Consider the following 19016-nt stretch of genomic DNA (forward strand, 5'->3'; position numbering starts at 1 on the left):
TACCCTTTAGAAAAAATATAAATTTAGTTTCTCAAAAGAGCTGCGATTTCTTCTTGTCCTCCCATTACCTTTTCAGCATCATCTACAAAGACTTCTCCTCCGTTTTTGAGTGTATGAAAAGCAGCTTCATTGTAAAGACATTCATCGCCTTGATTAGTTCTTACTTTATAATTTTCTTTATCAAATTCTCCCCAGCGATGTCCTTTTCCTACAAAAAGTGTATCTACACGACCTTCGTAAGCAGCTTCTACTACATCAGCAACTTCTGAAACAGTTGGTTTTGTTTTTGAATTATACTCTTCCATTTTCTTATTTCTATCTTCTGAAAAACGAAGTGAAATAGCAGGATTAACAGCTTCCAAAATTTCTTTTTCTGAATGATTATCAAAGTTTTTGGTAAACTGATGTGCAATCAAATTTGGATACGTATTGGCTTCTTCATAAATGGCGTGCATACGCTCATCGCCTACTAAGACTAAAGGAACATAACTTCCACCAGTGTTAATGGCTGGACGAATGGCTTCATCTATTTTTCTAAAAAACTCAAGAACAAATTCTTTTTCTCGGTTTTCTATTGGTGCATTGGCGTGAGTTGCATTTCCTGTATAAGGACGACCTTGCACTTCTTTTTCTACCTCATAAAATTTGGTAACTTCTTCGATATCCTGTGGCATATCACAAACAATAGGCGAAATTGCACCATTTGAAACCATAAAAGCAGTAGGTTTGTGCTGAGAAAGGCGCAAAACGTAATACATATTGTCGCTATCTGCCATATCTCTCATGAGTTCTTTTACATGCATACGTCCGTTTACCGTCGTATGAGCTTCTACTTCGTAGGGCAAAGAAACCGTTTTGAAAAAATTATCTCCAACAAAAATTCCTAATCCTTGCTGTTGGTTTGACCAAAAATCTCTATCTTCTAAAAGATTTTGAACAGGTTTCAAAAATTCTGTAATTTCGTTTTCTTTAAGTCCTTTTTGTTCTAGTTTGTTACTAGCTTCTTTAATTTGATTTTTTAAATTAATTTTGTCGTGTCCTTCTTTTACTTCGTGTCCTTTTTGATGGGTCGGAATATAAATACTAAGGCAATGTTTTGATTCTTGTGAGGCGAGTTCGATTATTTCGTTGCGATTCATGCTATAAAAAGTTAAGGTTAAAAAATGGTTGCCAATTAATTCATTGACAATTATACATTATATTAACATAATAGTAGCTTTATTGTTTAATAACAGACAAAAACATTAATATTAGTTTATTTATTTTACTCCTAAAACTTCCACTTTTACTCCCTACTTATTATGTCTTTAGCTGTCATTTTACATGCCATTGGAACAATTCCCCTGTTTGCTTCTCGTGCCTTTCTTCCTGCTTTTCTGACTTCATTACTTTTTAGATTTCCAAATTTCTTTTCTTTTGCAGAAGTTGATGCTCCTGCTGCTGACCTTTTCATTACAAAAACACCTGTAATTATAGTTCTCGGTATTTTGGCTGTTTTGGAAATTTTGGCAGATAAAAATACAGATATAAAAGCTCTTTGGCTACAAGCAGAACCGTTTTTAAAGCCAATTATTTATTCAATAATGCTTTTAGGTGTTGTCGATAATGACTCACAAGCGATTATGCAAGGGATTTATCAAGCTGGAATGGGAGATTATGTAATGATTTTCTTTACGGCAGGTGCTGTCTATGGGCTAACAATTTTGAGAACAAGAATACAAGAATGGCTTCTAGAAATTGATGGAGATGGCGACCTTTTTCTAAACTTTATCTTTTCTAGCATCGAAGATACTTTTGTGTTTTTTGGTTTCTTTTTACTTTTAGCAACAGGAATTGGTGCTGTTATTTTCTTCGGAATTGTTGTAGGAGTTTTATATTTATGGCAGCGAAAAATTCAGTCTAATGAAGAAAAACAAAAAATTACGTGTTCGTCTTGTCAGCATAAAAACCCTCCTTTTGCATTAGAATGTAGCAACTGCCATACTCCACAGAAAGAAATCTATAAAATAGGCTTTTTAGGACAGAAAAAAGAAGAACAAATAAATGATGATGCGAAAGCTAGAAAAAAACAAATGCTTAGTCTTCTTACTCAAGAACGCTGTGGGTATTGTGCCATAAAAACAAATAAAAAAGTTTGTCCTACGTGTAAAAAAGAGCATATTTTGAATAGTTCTGAAAATAGAAAAGCCTATATTATGTTTGTACAAAAACGCTATGCACTTTGGTTTCCTTTGAGTATAGCATTGGGTTTTGTTCCAATTTTAGGAATTGCTATTGCTATTTTGGGTGCTAATTTATATGTTTTTGCACCTCTGAAAAGGCAAATTCCGACTATAAAAGCTGTAGGTGTTCAGATTCTGACTAAACTACTTATTTTCTTAGTAATCTTTTTTGGTTCAATTGCAGGATTTATTTTAGCTCCTTTGTATTGTTCTATTCGCTTTTTTATGTGGAGAGCTGCTTTTGTTAAGCATTGGAAGTGATTAATGACGTTGTTTTATAGAAAAGAAAAATAGTGTTTTAAGAGAAGAAATGATAAACTAGTTTTACTTTTTCTCTTCTTCTTCCAAATATTTTTGAATTCGTTTCAAGATAAAAGCCAAAAGGCGAGGAATAAGAAGTCTGATAAGTTGAGGTAGAAGAATGGCAGAAGCGATAAAAAGACCAATTTGTAAGACTTGCTCTTGTAGTTTTTCTGAAAACTCTCCTGTTGTGATGAAAATCCAAATATCTTCTAATAAACGGTAATTGACAGCAATAATTAAGGGAAGAGTAGTCATGAATGCCCAAAAAGTAGCACTTTCTTCTAACTTCATAAAGAAAAATTTGATATTTTCTGAATGTAATTTGAAAGCATCTTCAAAACAACAAAACCAAGCTTCTCCTTTGTATCTTGTTGGGTCAGGAACAAGATTAGTAACATCTCCGTCTAGTTCAATGAGTGTTCTCATCAAAAACTTTTCGGTACTTACGCCATCTTCCAAAACATATTCAAATTCAGTATCAATGGTATAAGCTCCATAACGCAGAATTTCGATAAAATATAAAATAAGACGTGGCGCAGCAGAAATATAACCCAAACGAATGTCTAGCCATCTTTTAAATTGAACCCAGAAATTTTTTAAGATTATTTGCCAAGTAACCAATTTAGAAGGTAGAGTTTAGAGTTTAGAATTATGATAACTAATTCAGAATCAAAAGTACAAATATAAGAACTGAATTTTCAATTTATTTTATCCTATTCGCTTTGGTTTGTTTGTCAGATTATCAGCAGCACTTCCTGTATTTACTTGTTTGCCTGTTACACTAGTAAAAACAGTTCCTGCCAACCTAGAGACAGCTTGAAATAAATATTGCCACATTCGAATTGAGGTCATGATAGAAGATTCATGTACTTCTTTAATCATTTTTTGTTCTCGTTCTGGAAAATGCAAAAAGCGTGTTGTAATATAGGAAGTAATATCTCCCTCTACCTGAACAACTGTTTGAAGCAAAACTCGCTGCGTTCCGATTTCATGCGCTTTTCGAATAATAGAAACTTGGTCAGGAGAAAGGTTCAAATCTTTTAAGTGATTCAAGCGCATGGCAGGAAATTCATTATCACTTTCAATAGGGTCTTGAGAAGTATTTTGCAAATCTAAAAACATATCAATTACCTGTTGGCTCTGTCTAACAACACGCTCACAAAGCATCACTCGTTCGTTGAGTGCATCTACTTGGTTTTCAGTTAGTTGCACACGTTGCAATTCGACTTTAAATTCATCTCTTTTGACTTCTGCAAAATGCTGGATTTCTAAAAAAGAATTTAGACCAGAGTTCAAATTCTTGAATTCTTTTCTTATCACTCCACTCTCTTCTCCTATACCTGGAGTAACAGGCGAAACGGTATAAGAAGTTAATAACTCACGATAATCTGTTGCTATGTCGTGCAAAACCCAACGATGCGAACGAGGTTTGTCGCACAATAATTGGTCTTTTACGATAGTATTTACCTCTAAACGTAGAAGGTCGTTTGCTAAATTGGTAATAAAATCCTTTTTCATAGAAAAATTCTGCCCTTAGAAATGATTAAAATAAAATAAATTGATTTAAAATTAATCATTATTTATTTTTCTGAATTAAGCTCTCTAAAAAGGTCAATCAGAGAAGCAATTGCCTGTATATTTCCTTGAATAATTTCGTGTCCTTTTTCTTCTTTGTGTGCATGAAAATTACGCATCCACTCATATTCATCACTTACTAGCTCTTTGCTAATATGTGTTGTAATGTCTCCATCAATTAGATTGATACGACTGTTCATGAGTTTATAATCATTGTCTCTTCGTAAAGAAACTTTTTCATCTACATCTACATCAAAATCGCCTACAATGGTCTTGATTTCTAGGTTTGTCAAGTCCACAACACGCTCTTCAACATATTTAATAAAATCTTGGAGTTTGTCCACATTTGTTTTTTCAACACGCTCTACATTTGTGTTAGTTGGAACAACTGCACCACTTCCTCCATTTATTGGATCATTTGAATCTTCTACTGCCATAACTTTTCAAGTTGTGAATTATAAATTGTGAATTATGAAATTTACTGTTGCTTGTGTCCTCACGAGCGAACTATTTATTACCTATCCGAAACGTGTGAACCACCAAAGATTCCACTTTTTCTTTTACATCTTTCGATAGAGTCCAAACGCCTTTCGATGAGTCCATTATCAAAAAGATACTTTATACTCTCATTGTATGATTCAATTGCCTTTGAATAGTGTGCTTCTATTTCATACATAATTCCATATTCGTTATGGATTGTACCCAAATTAACTCCCTCACACTCTAGAGCTTTGCTTAATATTTTTTTCAGCTCGTCAAATGACTTCATAGAAGACAATAAAACAGCATAATTATAATAAACAGGAGGGTAAGCAGGTGAATGTTGTAAAGCTAATTTATAACATTCTTCAGCATTTTTATACTCTTGGAATTTGTTGTGATAAATCCAACCCAAATGATTATATGCCTTACCAAAAGTAGGGTTTTCTCTAAGCATTTGTTGTAACTCCTTTGTAGCTTCACCAATTTTATTCTCTTTGATAATTAAATCAACTTTCATAAAACGCTCGTGTAAATCTGGGTCTGTTTCAAAAATCATAAATTGAATAGTATTTGAGTGTGCATAATAATCAAATTCTGTTTCAAAAACAATAACAAAGTAACTACAAAAACAAAATTTTAGAAATTAAAAAACCTAGAATGTTACTTTCTTCGCTTCTCTGAATTGTAAAAAGTAGATTCTTTATTTTTATAATTCAATTTGTGGGCTACAAGTATTTCAGACTTCCTAGTCTGAATAAATAGCATTTTACTAGTTACACAGACTAGGAAGTCTGTGATACATAACTTGAGTTATTTTTTATCTGATTTGATAACTCAATTTTATGAAACGATTTACACAATTTTTTGCTTGTTTATTTTTAGTATTTTTTATTTGTTTTGTCTCTAATTTCTCTGTTTTTGGACAAACTCAAAATGAGGAAGAAGAGGAAATTATAGAAGTAGAACAGCATCCAGAGGGTTTTTATAAAGATATTGAAATAAGTATTGAAGATGTAGTAAATGAACCTATTGAATCACTTGAAGAAGAAAAAGAAGAAGCTCCTTTTTGTTGTATATTATATATGGAACAAAATGCTGTTTTTGAAGGAGGAATGGATTATTTCAAAGAAGTTGTAAATAATCAAATGCGTTTTTCAGAAACAATGAAAGAAGGACGAGTTTTTATTCAGTTTGTAGTTGAGAAAACAGGAAAAGTATCAGAAATAAAAGTAATAAAAGGTCTATCAGAAGAAAACGACAAAGAAGCATTGCGAATAATGACTTTGATAAGTGAAAATTATAGTTGGAAACCTGCCGAACAGCGAGGCAAAAAAGTGAAAGTTAGAATGAGTATTCCTATTTTTTTTAAAGAAGAGAATACGATTCCAATAGAAATAAATGATTCTTTACAAAATGTATTACTTGATTTATCTTTTCTTGATTCGATTAAAATTCCTGCTGTTGAAATAAAAAGAGAGGAAGAGGAGGAAGAAGAAGTTTTTAGTTTTGACGCTTCTTCTAACCCTATTTTTGAAGGAGGTTGGGGTAATTTTAATGAAATAATTGAAAAAAATTTACAATTTCCCAAAGGAGGAAAAGAAGGGCGTGTTTTACTTTGGTTTGTAGTGGACACAACAGGAAAAATGATAGATTTTGAAGTAAAAGAAAGTCCAAATGAAGAAAATAGTAAAGAAACCTTGAGGGTAATGAATTTGATAAACGAAAGTCACTCTTGGAAACCGAGAATAGATTCTAAGACAGGAAAGAAATATAAAGTGCGATTAGCTATGTTTATTACCTTTAAAAAATAAAATATCAATCAGTATGAAAATTTTGATATGTAGATTTTTAATTTTTTCTCTAGTCTTACTTGTTAATTTTCCTGTTTTTGGACAGCAAAAAGATACTACACAGATAGAAGAAACTAAAATTTATACAATAGCAGAAAACCGTCCTATTTTTGAAGGAGGACAAGATAATTTTTATAAAATCATAAGTAAAAATCTAAAACTAGCAGAGAAATCTAATGTAACAGGTTCAAGAGTTTTTATAGAATTTGTAATAGATACAACAGGAAAAATGACAGATTTTAAAATATTAAAAAGTAATTTCTCTAAAAAAAATAATGAAGGGTTTTTGAAAACTTTAGATTCTATAAGCGAGAATTATACTTGGAAACCTGCTGTTCATAAAGGAAAAAAAGTGTTTTATAGAATGAGTTTGCCTATTATTCTCCGTCTTTCAGAATAAACATAAGATAGATATTTGTCGTTGGTGGGGACACCAACAACGGCTATTTTGCCATTGTCGGTGTCTCCACCGACGATAACTTGCTACTAATTAAGAAATCAGCCAAATTTTATCTTCTTTTGCTCCTTCTTGTGTCCATTCTACCTCTATGTGTTCGGATAAAATAGTATTTACAGTTTTTCCTGTGTAGTTGGGAGCAATTGGTAAATCTCTTGTATATTTTCTATCAATCAACACCAATAAATCTACTTTTTTAGGTCTTCCAAATGCTGCCATTGCGCTCATTGCTGCACTGATTGTTCTTCCTGTATAAAGAACATCATCTATCAAAATGACTTTTTTGTCTTCTATTACAAAAGGAACTTCTGTCATATTGGCTCTCAAAGGCTCGTTTCTTCTCCTAAAATCATCTCTATAAAAAGTAACATCCAGCTTTCCAAAAGGAATTTTTTTATTCAAACGACTTTCTAAACGCTGATGAATGCGCTCTGCAAAGAGTGTTCCTCGTGGCTGAATCCCCAAAAGAACAGTATCAGAAAAATCTGAATAGTTTTCGATGAGTTGTTCACACAGACGGCTTACAGTAAGGTCTAATAATGTTGAAGAAAAAAGTAATCTTTTCATTGTAGTAATAATTGAATTTACTAAATTTCTATATTCTAAAAAAGTTCATCACCAGCCAAATATTCGTCATCTGCAACATCAAAACTCGTTTCTTCTGGCAATGGATAGGCTGCAGAAAAACCTTTTTGTTCTTTAATATGCTTACAAATTCGTTCTACCTCTGGCGTATCTACAAAGGCACATTGCAGACGTAAAATATCCGAGCCATTGGAAAGCAACATATCGCCCTGCCCAACAAGCTGCTCTGCTCCACCAGTATCTAAAATAATCCTAGAGTCAATTTTTGAAGTAACACGAAATGCCATACGAGCAGGAAAATTGGCTTTTATAATACCTGTAACCACATTTACTGACGGACGTTGCGTAGCGACAACCAAATGAATTCCGATAGCACGAGCCATTTGAGCTAGTCTTGCAATTGGTTTTTCGGCTGCTTTTCCTGCAATAATCATCAAATCGGCAAGTTCATCAATAACCAAAACAATATAAGGCAAATAACGATGGTGTTCGTCCAGAAGCTGATGCGTTTTGAATTTTTGATTGTATTCCTTTACATTTCTACAATCGCCATCTTTCAGAAGGTCGTAACGGCTATCCATTTCTCTACAAAGAGCTTCTAATGTTTTGACAGCATCTACCGAATCTGTAACAATTGGTTCTGCATTTGGAAGGTGTGCTAGATAATGTTTCTCTAGTTTTGAGAAAAGTGAAAACTCTACCTTTTTTGGGTCAATCATCACAAATTTGAGTTCGCTAGGGTGTTTTTTATAAATTAACGAAGTCAAGATTACATTTATACCTACTGATTTTCCTTGTCCTGTTGCTCCTCCAATAAGAAGATGGGGCATTTTGGCAAGGTCGGTAATAAAAATTTCATTTGAAATGTCTCGTCCCAAAACTAAAGGTAACTCTTTTCTAGAATGTCTAAAAGATTCGTGTTCTAAAAGCGTTCGAAGAGGAACAATTTCTCTGTTTTTGTTAGGAACTTCAATTCCGATAGTTCCCTTTCCTGGCATTGGTGCAATGATTCGAATACCTAAAGCTGAAAGATTGAGTGCAATATCATCTCCCAAATTTCGAATTTGTGCAATTTTTACCCCTGGTGCTGGTACAATTTCATAAAGTGTAACAGTTGGTCCTACTTCTGCGTGAATTCTTTTTATATCAATCTTGAAATTTTTGAGAGTCTGTTCGATTCTCATTTTTGTTTCATTGAGTTCTCCTTTATCAATTTGATGCTTTTTCACAACAGGATTATCTAATAAATCGGTTGGAGGAGTGGCATATTTTGGAAGTTCATCATTCGGATTGTAAGGCGTAATACCTGCATAAAGAGATTTTCCATCTTCTTCTTCTATTAGCTCTTCGACATTCTCGCCGTACAAATCTTTTACTCTACTGACAGAAGGAGGCATTGGCAAATCCAAATCTAGCTCTTCTTCTTTTTCTGAATTGGTGTTTTGAACTTCTTCAATTTCTTGATTTTGAGTTGTTGTGTTTTCGTCTTCTCTTTGAGTGTTCTGTATTGTATTTTCTACTTTTTCTTCTGAAACTTCCTCTTTTGGTGTTTTGGTAGAAGGAATATGAATAGCAAAAGGATTGTCTTCATTTTCTGTTTCTTTTTCCTTTTTTTCTGTATCAGAAATTCCGAAATCTCTAGCTGATGGAATGAAGAATCCGTTTTCATCTTTTTTGTCTTCTTCTTTTTTTCCGTCTTTTTTATTGAATTTACTCTTACTATTTGCTTCTTCTTTTGCTTTTTGTATTTCGCTCTTTAAGTCATTTTCTTCTTTTCCAAACTGTTCGTTTTTGAGTTCTTTTTGAGGAAGCTGTCTATTGAGATTATCTTTTATCTTGGTGTTGCTTTCAAACGGATTTTCTTGTTTTCTAGCTTCTTTTTTAGACTCTTCTTTGTTTGTAGCATCAGTAGTATTACCAAACATTTTATCAAAGAAAGATTGTTTTTTCTCAACTTTTGTATCGTCTGTTATTGTTACATTTGGCTGTTTTTGCGTAGGGTCTATAACCTCTATATTTTGTTTAGAAGAAGAACTTTGAGTTTGATTATCTTCTTCAATTTTATTATCCTCATCAGTTTGAGTTTTGGTTTCACTTGCCTCAATTTCTTTAAAAGCATCAACAGAAGCCGAAGGAACAGGGTTTTGAAGAGTTGCTTTTTGTTTTTGTTCTCTTTTTTCTTTGTCTTTTTTATCAGAAAAGTTAGTATATAATTCTATATTCAGACGGTCTTTTCCAAAGAAATAACCAAAACCAATTAAGGCAGTAATGATAAAAATAGGTGTAAAAATCTGTCCAAAAAGAGCTGAAAGAGCATAACCAATGCCACCACAAAGAAATGCCCAAGCTGTTTGAGTTTCGGTCATATATACCAAATAACCCAAAATAGAACTCATCAAGAAAATCACAAAAAACAAACTAAATGATAGCTCTTTCCAGTTATTAAATTCATACTTTTTTATCAAGACAAGTCCAGCCGTTGTGCCAATAACCAAGAGTAAAAAAGCTCCAATTCCAAACCAACGTTCAATTAAGAAATGAGAAACTATAGCTCCAAACATTCCTAACCAATTTTGAGGAGTATCTTGTGTAGGTGTATCTGAAAAAATCCCTAAAACTAGACTTTGGTCTGCCTCCCCTGTATAAATAAAAGAGACAAAAGAAACTCCCAAAAGCAAAACAAAAACCCAAATACCAATTGCAGAAATTAAATTAACTATTGAAAAAGAATTATCGCTCGTAGTATCTTGACCAAAAGATTGACTAGAAGACGAAAAAAGAGCCTTCATTTTGTTAGAAAATGAAGAAGTAAGGCTTTCTGTATTTCCATTTTCTATTGCTTTTTCTTCTGTTTCTTGAGAAGGATTTTGATTATCGAAAACGGAATCTTTAAATGAATTATCTGCCATAAAAAATGAATGTATAAAATACTGGCTCGTATAAAATTATAGTAATAACTACTTTTAGAAGTAGAACGAGTAACTAACAAAAATAGCAATTTTTAGCATTTTTGCTACTATATTTTATTTTTTTTGCTTAAATTTTTATCAAAAACTCAATTTTTAGAATACTATACCTTCGTTTTTTAAAATTGTGGTAAGTTATCGTTAGTGGAGAAAGCATAGCCGTAAGGTTATTGAGAAATTTCATCTTTTACTCTGTTAGGAGTTATATATTTATTGCATTTTGTGTTAAAAATCTTAAAATTACCAATATGTAGTTCCTAACGGAACACAATACAATTTTTCATTTTCTTTTATCTACTACCAATATAAAGTTCCTACGGAACAGAAAAGCAAATAAATTTTTAATTAAATAATTTAACTACAGTTTAAGATGTTGGTATTTTAATTTGTTTTCTGTAAAAAAAGAAAATGAAAGTCCTAGCTTTTATAGATACAGCTATTTTTTGAGTCTAATAAATACAAAAACGAGTGTAAAAATAAGACCTGCAATACTTGTCATAGAACCTGCAATAGAAGCATTCAGAAAAGAAGCTGTATAATATCCCAAAATTGCTGTAATGATTCCAATAAAACAGGAAAGAAAAAGCATTTTTTTGAAATTCGTTGTTAGTAGGTAAGCTGTTGCTGGAGGAACAACCAAAAAAGAAAGTACCAAAACAGCTCCCACTGACTCAAAAGCTGCTACCGTAGCCAAGGAAACCAAACTCATAAGTGAGTAATGCCAGACTGAAACATTTATTCCAATGGCAGAAGCAAAATCAGGGTCAAAGGTAGTGAGTAGCATTTCTTTATAGAAAATAATAACAAAAGTTAGAATAATCATCAAAACAGAGCCAATCCACCAAGCAGCCTTTGCGCCCAAATTTAGTATTGCCCCCTCTCCCAAATCTACACGCCAAACGTGAAGGGGAACATAAGCAATTTCTCCAAAAAGTACACATTCAGCATCTAAATCAACTTTACTGGCAAAAACTGAAATCAGAATTACACCTAAAGCAAAAAGAGAAGTGAAAGAAACTCCAATAGACGCATCAGTCTGTAATTTGCCTTGTTTGTGTAAAAACTCTATTAAAAGTGTAGTAAAAACTCCTAAAATAGCAGCACCAATCAGCATAAAAATAGAATCGAAACGCTGAACAATCAAAAAAGCAATCACAATCCCAGGCAAAACAGCATGAGAAATTGCATCACCCACCATCGCCATTTTACGTAAAACTAAAAAACACCCTAAAATAGCACAGCTAACGGCAACCAAAATACCGACCAGTATTATCTGAAAATCATTCATTAAAAAAATTGACTAAAAACTTGACTAAAAATAGAATACATAAATTTGTATATTCTACCCTCATTAGTTAAAAATGAGTTACCTATAAAGATAATTCTAACCTAAAAGTTAGATAAATCTAAAACAAATTTACTATAAAGTTTTGATAACCTTTTAAATCAAAAAAAAATGAACTTATTGCGTGTTGTTAGAATGACTTTTGAAGAAAAACATATTCAAGATTTTGTTGATAATTTTGAAGAAAACAAACAAAAAATCCGTCATTTTGAAGGATGTAAACACCTAGAATTATGGCAAGATGCTCACAATCCATGTATTTTCTTGACATACAGCCATTGGGAAAGCGAAGAAAAGCTAAATAATTACAGAAAATCAGAGCTTTTTGGAAAAGTATGGAAAAAGACAAAACAATGGTTTGCTGATAAACCTGTTGCTTTTTCTTCATTTCAGAAATCTTTGGTAGAGTGATAGAATCTGTTTATTGTTGGTGTCGCTTCGCTAAAACACCAACAATGGCAGGGAGAATAATTAGGATAATAAAAAAGGAATAGCATTGTCTAAAATGCTATTCCTTTTCTGTATATTTTAATTTTCAATGATTTTTTATGCAATATTGAATTTACGTTTATTGAGTGTCTTTAATTCTTCTTTAATTTCTTCCTTTTTCAAGTCATTTTCTAAGATAGAAAGGTAAGATTGTAGATTTTTGAGTAATTGTTCAAACTGTTGAAGAAAATCACTGATAGGTTCTGAAACATTACTTTTCATTAATATGCCTAATGAATTGTATGTTGTTTCTACTACTTTTTCTACTTCTTGTGTTTTATGGAACTGTCTTTTTGAATACTCTAAATCAGCATGTTGCCAAGCCCAATTCTTTAGTTTTTCAACAGACTCATTCATTTCTATTAACTTCTGTGTATTGTTTTTGAGAACAATAAGGTTATTTTCGTTTGGATTGGCAAAAAATTCGAATACAACACCTACAAGAGAAGAAATATCAGTAGTATTTAGAGTTAGAGTAGGTTGAGTAGAGTTAAACATATTGAATGAAGAGTTAGAAAAATTATTGAGTATCATAGATAGGTTAAATGCAGGAATTATAATCTCTAACAAATTGAATGTTAGCAACTTAAAACCTTAAAAATTATTTTAAATATTTAGTAGTTGTTGTGAAATTCTGTTTGTATATACGGACACTTCAGAAAAATAGTTGCCATTTTTTTGAGTTTCTAACTAATTCTTACTTTAGTAACACTTACTTTATTTTGTGTCTTATCTCTATTTACTTTTTCTATACTAATGGTCATTTTCTGAACCCATTTTTTCTAGTTCGCTATGTAATACTGTTCTAACCTTCTTTGGAAGTTTACTAATAACAAGCTCGTAAGAATGTCGAATCCAATGTTTGAGTTGTTTTTCTGTTAAAGCATCCTCAAATTCAGAATATATTCCTCCAAAATATACTGTATTCCAATGTTTCTTATTCATGTGATACCCTGCCTTTACACAATCGTATTTTTCACGTAACTCCACAGCTTTCTCTGGATTGCATTTTACATTGAAACTATCAGGTCTTTTGAGATTGATGAGGGCAAACATTTTTCCTTCTACTTTAAACACTAAAGTATCTTCTCCAAACGGTAATCCTTCTGTAACAGCAGGAAAAGAAAGACAAAAATCTCTAAATGATTCTATATCCATAGTATATTAATTTTTAATGAAAAAATTTAATTTTGTTTAGAATTTAAAATAATAATAGTTTTTGTTGATGAAATTCTAAACAAAACTTGCATATTAATAGTATTTATACTAAATTTGATAGTATAACTATTGATTATAGTTGTAAAGCTAACCAAAATATTTTTATAGCTATCATCACGACACACTTTTTAAGTCATTGTATATGTAGCAATTCATTATACTTTATTAAATTAAAGTTAGACAATTAAGCAGAAAGAGGAAGCAAAAAGCTGTTCCCGATTGGGAACAGCCTTTTTTTTGTTTAAGTAAATTAAACTATTCTTGAAGTTAATTTTTGCATACTGTCTATAAACTTCTTGTTCTTCCACCATCGACAGGAAGATTGATTCCATTTATATAACTTGCTTTATCTGATGCCAAAAACAAAATTGCACTTGCAACCTCCTCAGCTTCTGCAAAACGTTGTGCAGGAATAGACTGTTTCATTTGGTGTGCTGCTTGTTCTTCAGAAATGTTATTGCCCTTAGCTTTGTTTTGAATAATTGCATCTAATCTTGATGTAGAAGTAGTTCCAGGCAAGACATTATTTACTGTTATTCCATATTGAGCTACTTCAAAAGAAAGTGTTTTTGCCCAGTTTGCAACGGCTGCACGTATTGTATTGGAAACACCTAAGTTCTCAATTGGCTGTTTTACGCTTGTAGAAATAACATTGATAATCCTTCCAAATGCTTCTTCTTTCATGAAAGGAAAAAGAGCCTGTACCAATATTTGATTACAGATAAGATGTTGCTCAAAAGCATCTCTAAAAGATTGTAAAGAGGCTTCATGTGCTTTGTTTGGAGGTGGTCCTCCTGTATTATTTACTAAAATATGCGCTCCTTCAAAAGTTTTTGCTTTTTGTATTTCACTAAGGGTTTCTTGCAGAGTTTTGGGAGAAGAAAAATCAGCTACTAAGTAACCATGTTTTTGATTTTTTGGTGTTGGAAGTTCTGAAACTATGTTTTTTAATTTTTCTTCATTACGTGCCAAAAGAATTACTGTTGCACCACTCCCTGCAAAAAGTTGAGCTGTTGCAAATCCAATTCCCTGTGTACTTCCTGCTACTAAGGCTATTTTGTCTGTTAGGTCTAAGAGCATTTATTTATATGATTATTTTGGTTTATTTATCTCAAATCCGAATACTAGAATATCATCAATTTGTTTATTAGTATAACCTATCCAATTTTTGAGTGTATTTTTTAAAAAATCTTTTTGTTCTGAAAAAGGTAGTTTCGAGGCTTCTGAAAGAACTTCTCTAAAACGCTTAATCGTAAACTTTTTATCATTATCTCCTCCGAATTGGTCTTGAAAACCATCTGTAAACAAATAGAAACTTGTTTTTTGTGTAATATCTAATGTATGATTAGTAAATGCTTTTTTGTTGTGTTGATTCTTAATAAGGTTTCCACCAACAGACTGTCGGTCTGCCTTTATTGTTTTTAACTCTCCATTTTGAATATAAATAAGAGGATTTCTAGCTCCTGCATATTCCATCACTTGAGTTTCTAAATCATAAACACAAAAAGCTGCATCCATTCCATCCCGAATTTGTGTATCTGTTTGGCGAAGCACTTTTGTAATTCCTTCATCTAATCTATCTAAAATATGAGCAGCCTTAGTTACCAATTTTGATTCTACAATTTCGTTTAATAAATCATTACCAATCAAAGACATAAATGCTCCTGGAACACCGTGCCCTGTACAATCAATCGCACCAATGACTATTTTATTATTGATTTTCTGAAAATAATAAAAGTCTCCAGAAACAATATCTCTAGGCTCAAAAAACACGAATGAGTTTGGTAAAACACTTTTGATTTCTTCCAAACGAGGTAGCATCGCTTGTTGAATACGTTTTGCATAATTTATACTTGCAGTAATATTATGATTTTTCTTCTCAATGACTATATTTTGTTCATGTAGTCGTTCAAGGTTTACTGAGAGTTCTTCATTAACTACATTTAGTTCTTCGGTTCGTTCTACTACTCGGTCTTCTAATCGTTTATTTTGTGTTTCTACAAACTCTCTATGTTCTTCTGATGTTTTTAGTAGCTTTTCTTGTGTTTCTACTTGTTTCTGTTTGTAATAATCTATTTTGGCAGCTAGGGCAACAGAAAGCAAAACCATTTCAATAGCAGAGCCAAGTAAAATTCCACTTGATGTAAAAGTGTTGTAAGGAATTATTCCAGCTCCTGATAGAACAAATAAAACTACACCTACCAAGTACCAAGACCACGCTAAAATGATATACTTTGCAGGTTTATACCCCACATAATAAACGTAAATAGCAGCAGCTAATGAATTGATAGCAGAAATGCCCCCTGCAATTTGATTGATAGAAGAAGCAACATTTTTTAAACCTAAAATATTAGTAACACCAGCTAAGATAAAAATCCCTAAAACAATATTAAGTGTAATGTGAAAAAACTTTGAATGTTTTTTAGTATGAAGGAAGTTAATTAAGAATAAGGCTGCAAATACTCCAGAAAGAGCATAGAAAATAGGGGCATAAAAATTAACGACAGGAAAAGCAAACCATAAAAATTCAAATCCATGACCACGTATTTGTGCCATTGCAAACCCGAAAGAAAGTAAGTATGCTACATAAAATAAATATCCCTTTTCTCTAAGAGTAAAATAGACAAAAAGATTATATAGAAACATGACCAATACAAAACCATAATAAATACCTTCAGCAATATCTACCTTATGATCTCTTTCAAAATAATACTGTAACGGAGCAATACGAATAGGAGCTTGAAAATAGTTGCTCTCTCCACGAGCATAAATTGTAATAGGTTTATTGGAGTCTAAATAGAGAGGCACAATAAATCTATCTGTTTGAATTATACGTTGAGAAAAAGGTGTTTTTTCTGCTAAAACTATTTTTTTGTATGTGATTTTGCCTTTCTGTGTGTTCTTCTGAGGTATATAAAATTCAAAATCTCCATGTCCACTACCAATTTCTAAATACCACTTTTTAAGATTTGTTTGATTGTGGACAGGTATCTTTAGCCAAAAACCATCTTTATCATCATTTACAGTAATTACTTCTTTACCCTCTATTTCAAAATCAATATTTTGAATTGAATTAATTGTTTCTGCTTTCTGATTTTTTTCTCTAAAAATTCCTATTTTTTCTGTAAGGGTATATTCCTTTGTAGAATCGGAAAGAAGCGTAGTTGGAATAGATTGTCCAAAACTAGACGCCATAGAACATAAAGATAAAATAAATAGCACGAAAACTAAAAGGTGCTTATTTATATAAAATGTATTTATATGTTGTTTGTTTTGCAATGTAGTAATAGTGTATAGACTAGAATAAGTGCTTTAATACAGCTAATTTAGTAAAAATAACTTTCTATGAAGATTAAATTATCGAAAAATTAGAACTTTTGACAGAAAAGTAACGAAAAAAAAAAAACAGTCATATATATATACAAAAAATCAATAATTATGTTGATATAATTTCCATTCTTTATTGTGATACTCTATTGAAGTAAGGCTTTCTACCCAGTCTCCTGAATTGAGGTAGTTAATTTGTTTTCCCTCTTTTTCTATACGTTTGATGATAGGATAGTGTAAATGTCCACAGATAATACTATCATATCCATTTTTGATAGCTAGAGAAATTATCTCCTCTTCAAACTTAGTGTTATTTTTTAGAAAACGTTTGGATTTGTTTTTTAAATATTTTGAAATAAAAACTTCTTTCCTTACTAGCTTCCGAATCAAAAAATTAATAGCCTTATTCATCAATATAACACTTCCATATCCATTTGCTCCCATTTTATTTAGTAATCTTATTCTAGCTAGTTTTCCATCAAAGGCATCTCCATGAAAAATAAATATTTTTTGATTGCCAATCTCTAGTTCTAAATCATCTGTAATGGTTATTCCAGCAGCTTGGAAACCTATAAATTTTCTAAAGATATCGTCATGATTTCCTACTATGTAATACGTTTTTATTCCTTTTTGCACCCATGCCAATACTTTTTGAATTACTTGAAGATGAGAGTTAGGAAAATAAGATTTAGAAAATTGCAATACATCTATAATATCCCCATTGAGTATAAGTGTTTGAGGTTCAATGCTTTCTAAGTAGTTGAGTAAATCTTTTACCCTTGCACCATACGTACCCAAGTGGATATCTGAAAGAATTACGATTTCTACTTTACGTTTCATGTAATCAAATGATAAGTTGCTTTATAATTAAAGTATCTAATTTTTATTTTTGGAAAAGAATAGAGAAATAAGATGAGTAGAAAGTCTAAAAGCATTAATAAGTATTCAAGAATTATCAGAACTCAGAACCCTTGTTAATGCTTTTACTTTTTTAATATCATCTTTTAAGCAGTTCTTTTTACTACTTCTTCAATATGTTTGGCATCAAGTGATTGTGCTTGCCATGCTTCCAAACGTTTGTCCATTATTTTAAACCAAAGTGGTGGTATAAGTGATATCAAAATCATTACAGGGTAACCAAAAGGAAGTTGTGGACTCTCATCAAAGTGTCTTAATACTTGATAAGGGCGTGCTGCATAAGCATGGTGGTCAGAATGCCTCTGCAACTGAAAAAGAAGCCAATTACTTACCAAATGATTAGAGTTCCAAGAGTGTAAAGGATTGACACGTTCATAACGACCTTTTGATATTTCTTTTCTTTGTATTCCATAATGTTCTATATAATTAACAGCTTCTAAAGACGAAAATGCCATAAAACTCTGTGCAAAGAAAAAGATAGGAACTAGCCATGCAAAAGCTCCACTCGTAATACTAAATATAGTCACAAGTGCTGTTAAGAAAAGTAAAGGGAAAATAATGTATTGTAACATTTGATTATGAATAGGATTCCAAAGTGATAAATTAACACGTTTGAGACGACGTTTTTCTATATTCCAAGCACTTATCCAACCTCCTATTACAGATTGAAACCAAAAAGTATAAAAAATTTGTCCTTTTCTACTTGTCGCAGGGTCATGAGGAGTAGCTACATTTACGTGATGTCCTTGGTTATGCTCAATATAAAAGTGCATATAACAGACTGTCATTAAAGTTAGTTTGCTGTGAAATCGACCTATTTTATTTTTCTTATGTCCTAATTCGTGAGCCACATTGATTCCTCCAGTTGTGAATGTCATCACACTCAGTACAAAACCGACCATTTCTATAGGAGTAAGTAAAAACTCTGATGCTATATAAGAACCCCAAACAATTAGTGCTATTTGGATATACATTAAAACATATAAGATTGCATTAAAGAAACCTTCATTAGAAATCTCATCTATATCATCATGACTGATATTATCATGATCTTTGCCTATAATTTCATCAGCAATAGGAATAAGAAGATAAGCAAATGCAAATGCAGAAAAATTCCATAAACCACCCAAATGATATCCTAATACAATTAAAGTAGGATTGAGAAAGGCTGTTAAGAAACCTAATTTTTTTAACTTGTTCATAATTTTAAATACATTTTTAATGATTAGAAATTACTGTATAAAACCCTTAATTCATTTTGTAAATCAAGGGTTTAAT

The 19016-nt window shown here is 31.8% G+C and carries 18 protein-coding genes; 4 read left to right on the forward strand and 14 right to left on the reverse strand.

The window, feature by feature from the left end; translation table 11 throughout:
* Nucleotides 1-23: 23 nt before the first annotated feature.
* A complete protein-coding gene (locus WAF17_RS11135; RefSeq protein ID WP_338770046.1) occupies nt 24-1139 on the reverse strand; it encodes a hypothetical protein in 1116 nt (371 codons plus the stop codon).
* A gap of 162 nt (nt 1140-1301) precedes the next feature.
* Here WAF17_RS11135 and WAF17_RS11140 point away from each other — a divergent pair, with 162 nt between their 5' ends.
* Nucleotides 1302-2483: a zinc finger Ran-binding domain-containing protein gene (locus tag WAF17_RS11140; protein WP_338770048.1), complete on the forward strand. Its 1182-nt coding sequence runs from the start codon at nt 1302-1304 to the stop codon at nt 2481-2483.
* Between the two features lie 63 nt (nt 2484-2546).
* Here WAF17_RS11140 and WAF17_RS11145 read toward each other — a convergent pair whose 3' ends face one another.
* From WAF17_RS11145 to WAF17_RS11160, 4 genes are all read right to left on the reverse strand, one after another.
* Nucleotides 2547-3146 (reverse strand): hypothetical protein, encoded by a 600-nt coding sequence (locus WAF17_RS11145; RefSeq protein WP_338770051.1) that lies wholly within the window; start codon nt 3144-3146, stop codon nt 2547-2549.
* A gap of 87 nt (nt 3147-3233) precedes the next feature.
* Nucleotides 3234-4043: a hypothetical protein gene (locus WAF17_RS11150; RefSeq protein ID WP_338770054.1), complete on the reverse strand. Its 810-nt coding sequence runs from the start codon at nt 4041-4043 to the stop codon at nt 3234-3236.
* A 62-nt stretch (nt 4044-4105) separates the two neighbouring features.
* On the reverse strand, nt 4106-4537 hold the full coding sequence (locus tag WAF17_RS11155; protein ID WP_338770056.1) for a hypothetical protein: 432 nt from the start codon (nt 4535-4537) through the stop codon (nt 4106-4108).
* 77 nt (nt 4538-4614) lie between these two features.
* Complete coding sequence (locus WAF17_RS11160) at nt 4615-5139, reverse strand: hypothetical protein (RefSeq protein ID WP_338770058.1); 525 nt, start codon at nt 5137-5139, stop codon at nt 4615-4617.
* Between the two features lie 286 nt (nt 5140-5425).
* On the opposite strand from WAF17_RS11160, the gene WAF17_RS11165 reads away from it, so the two are divergent.
* Together WAF17_RS11165 and WAF17_RS11170 are read left to right on the forward strand one after the other, a co-directional pair.
* Nucleotides 5426-6394, forward strand: a complete 969-nt coding sequence (locus WAF17_RS11165) for an energy transducer TonB (protein ID WP_338770060.1) — start codon at nt 5426-5428, stop codon at nt 6392-6394.
* A 13-nt stretch (nt 6395-6407) separates the two neighbouring features.
* Nucleotides 6408-6833, forward strand: a complete 426-nt coding sequence (locus tag WAF17_RS11170; protein ID WP_338770062.1) for a hypothetical protein — start codon at nt 6408-6410, stop codon at nt 6831-6833.
* A 90-nt stretch (nt 6834-6923) separates the two neighbouring features.
* On the opposite strand, the gene pyrR is transcribed toward WAF17_RS11170, so the two are convergent.
* The 3 genes from pyrR to WAF17_RS11185 form a co-directional block, all read right to left on the reverse strand.
* Nucleotides 6924-7457, reverse strand: a complete 534-nt coding sequence (pyrR, locus tag WAF17_RS11175; protein WP_338770064.1) for a bifunctional pyr operon transcriptional regulator/uracil phosphoribosyltransferase PyrR — start codon at nt 7455-7457, stop codon at nt 6924-6926.
* Nucleotides 7458-7492: 35 nt separating this feature from the next.
* Nucleotides 7493-10384, reverse strand: a complete 2892-nt coding sequence (locus WAF17_RS11180) for a DNA translocase FtsK 4TM domain-containing protein (RefSeq protein ID WP_338770067.1) — start codon at nt 10382-10384, stop codon at nt 7493-7495.
* 493 nt (nt 10385-10877) lie between these two features.
* Nucleotides 10878-11729, reverse strand: a complete 852-nt coding sequence (locus WAF17_RS11185; RefSeq protein ID WP_338770070.1) for a metal ABC transporter permease — start codon at nt 11727-11729, stop codon at nt 10878-10880.
* Nucleotides 11730-11897: 168 nt separating this feature from the next.
* On the opposite strand from WAF17_RS11185, the gene WAF17_RS11190 reads away from it, so the two are divergent.
* Complete coding sequence (locus WAF17_RS11190) at nt 11898-12197, forward strand: antibiotic biosynthesis monooxygenase family protein (protein WP_338770073.1); 300 nt, start codon at nt 11898-11900, stop codon at nt 12195-12197.
* Between the two features lie 135 nt (nt 12198-12332).
* Here WAF17_RS11190 and WAF17_RS11195 read toward each other — a convergent pair whose 3' ends face one another.
* The 6 genes from WAF17_RS11195 to WAF17_RS11220 form a co-directional block, all read right to left on the reverse strand.
* Nucleotides 12333-12809, reverse strand: coding sequence for a hypothetical protein (locus tag WAF17_RS11195; protein WP_338770075.1), 477 nt, complete (start codon nt 12807-12809; stop codon nt 12333-12335).
* 219 nt (nt 12810-13028) lie between these two features.
* Nucleotides 13029-13433, reverse strand: coding sequence for an MmcQ/YjbR family DNA-binding protein (locus tag WAF17_RS11200; protein ID WP_338770078.1), 405 nt, complete (start codon nt 13431-13433; stop codon nt 13029-13031).
* Between the two features lie 345 nt (nt 13434-13778).
* Nucleotides 13779-14573: an SDR family oxidoreductase gene (locus tag WAF17_RS11205; protein ID WP_338770082.1), complete on the reverse strand. Its 795-nt coding sequence runs from the start codon at nt 14571-14573 to the stop codon at nt 13779-13781.
* A 12-nt stretch (nt 14574-14585) separates the two neighbouring features.
* A complete protein-coding gene (locus tag WAF17_RS11210; protein ID WP_338770085.1) occupies nt 14586-16688 on the reverse strand; it encodes a 7TM diverse intracellular signaling domain-containing protein in 2103 nt (700 codons plus the stop codon).
* Nucleotides 16689-16922: 234 nt separating this feature from the next.
* Nucleotides 16923-17660 carry a UDP-2,3-diacylglucosamine diphosphatase gene (locus WAF17_RS11215; protein WP_338770088.1) on the reverse strand — a complete coding sequence of 246 codons (738 nt, stop codon included), beginning with the start codon at nt 17658-17660 and terminating at the stop codon, nt 16923-16925.
* A 164-nt stretch (nt 17661-17824) separates the two neighbouring features.
* Nucleotides 17825-18940 (reverse strand): alkane 1-monooxygenase, encoded by a 1116-nt coding sequence (locus tag WAF17_RS11220; RefSeq protein ID WP_338770090.1) that lies wholly within the window; start codon nt 18938-18940, stop codon nt 17825-17827.
* Nucleotides 18941-19016 lie beyond the last annotated feature (76 nt).

It is taken from the genome of Bernardetia sp. ABR2-2B (genome assembly GCF_037126435.1).
Classification (GTDB): Bacteria; Bacteroidota; Bacteroidia; order Cytophagales; family Bernardetiaceae; genus Bernardetia.

Bases quoted from the DNA above. Each gene is read 5' to 3' on its own strand.
- WAF17_RS11135 (WP_338770046.1), bottom strand. From the start codon at position 1,139: ATGAATCGCAACGAAATAATCGAACTCGCCTCACAAGAATCAAAACAT.
- WAF17_RS11140 (WP_338770048.1), top strand. From the start codon at position 1,302: ATGTCTTTAGCTGTCATTTTACATGCCATTGGAACAATTCCCCTGTTT.
- WAF17_RS11150 (WP_338770054.1), bottom strand. From the start codon at position 4,043: ATGAAAAAGGATTTTATTACCAATTTAGCAAACGACCTTCTACGTTTA.
- WAF17_RS11155 (WP_338770056.1), bottom strand. From the start codon at position 4,537: ATGGCAGTAGAAGATTCAAATGATCCAATAAATGGAGGAAGTGGTGCA.
- WAF17_RS11160 (WP_338770058.1), bottom strand. From the start codon at position 5,139: ATGATTTTTGAAACAGACCCAGATTTACACGAGCGTTTTATGAAAGTT.
- WAF17_RS11165 (WP_338770060.1), top strand. From the start codon at position 5,426: ATGAAACGATTTACACAATTTTTTGCTTGTTTATTTTTAGTATTTTTT.
- WAF17_RS11170 (WP_338770062.1), top strand. From the start codon at position 6,408: ATGAAAATTTTGATATGTAGATTTTTAATTTTTTCTCTAGTCTTACTT.
- pyrR (WP_338770064.1), bottom strand. From the start codon at position 7,457: ATGAAAAGATTACTTTTTTCTTCAACATTATTAGACCTTACTGTAAGC.
- WAF17_RS11180 (WP_338770067.1), bottom strand. From the start codon at position 10,384: ATGGCAGATAATTCATTTAAAGATTCCGTTTTCGATAATCAAAATCCT.
- WAF17_RS11185 (WP_338770070.1), bottom strand. From the start codon at position 11,729: ATGAATGATTTTCAGATAATACTGGTCGGTATTTTGGTTGCCGTTAGC.
- WAF17_RS11190 (WP_338770073.1), top strand. From the start codon at position 11,898: ATGAACTTATTGCGTGTTGTTAGAATGACTTTTGAAGAAAAACATATT.
- WAF17_RS11195 (WP_338770075.1), bottom strand. From the start codon at position 12,809: ATGATACTCAATAATTTTTCTAACTCTTCATTCAATATGTTTAACTCT.
- WAF17_RS11200 (WP_338770078.1), bottom strand. From the start codon at position 13,433: ATGGATATAGAATCATTTAGAGATTTTTGTCTTTCTTTTCCTGCTGTT.
- WAF17_RS11205 (WP_338770082.1), bottom strand. From the start codon at position 14,573: ATGCTCTTAGACCTAACAGACAAAATAGCCTTAGTAGCAGGAAGTACA.
- WAF17_RS11210 (WP_338770085.1), bottom strand. From the start codon at position 16,688: ATGGCGTCTAGTTTTGGACAATCTATTCCAACTACGCTTCTTTCCGAT.
- WAF17_RS11215 (WP_338770088.1), bottom strand. From the start codon at position 17,660: ATGAAACGTAAAGTAGAAATCGTAATTCTTTCAGATATCCACTTGGGT.
- WAF17_RS11220 (WP_338770090.1), bottom strand. From the start codon at position 18,940: ATGAACAAGTTAAAAAAATTAGGTTTCTTAACAGCCTTTCTCAATCCT.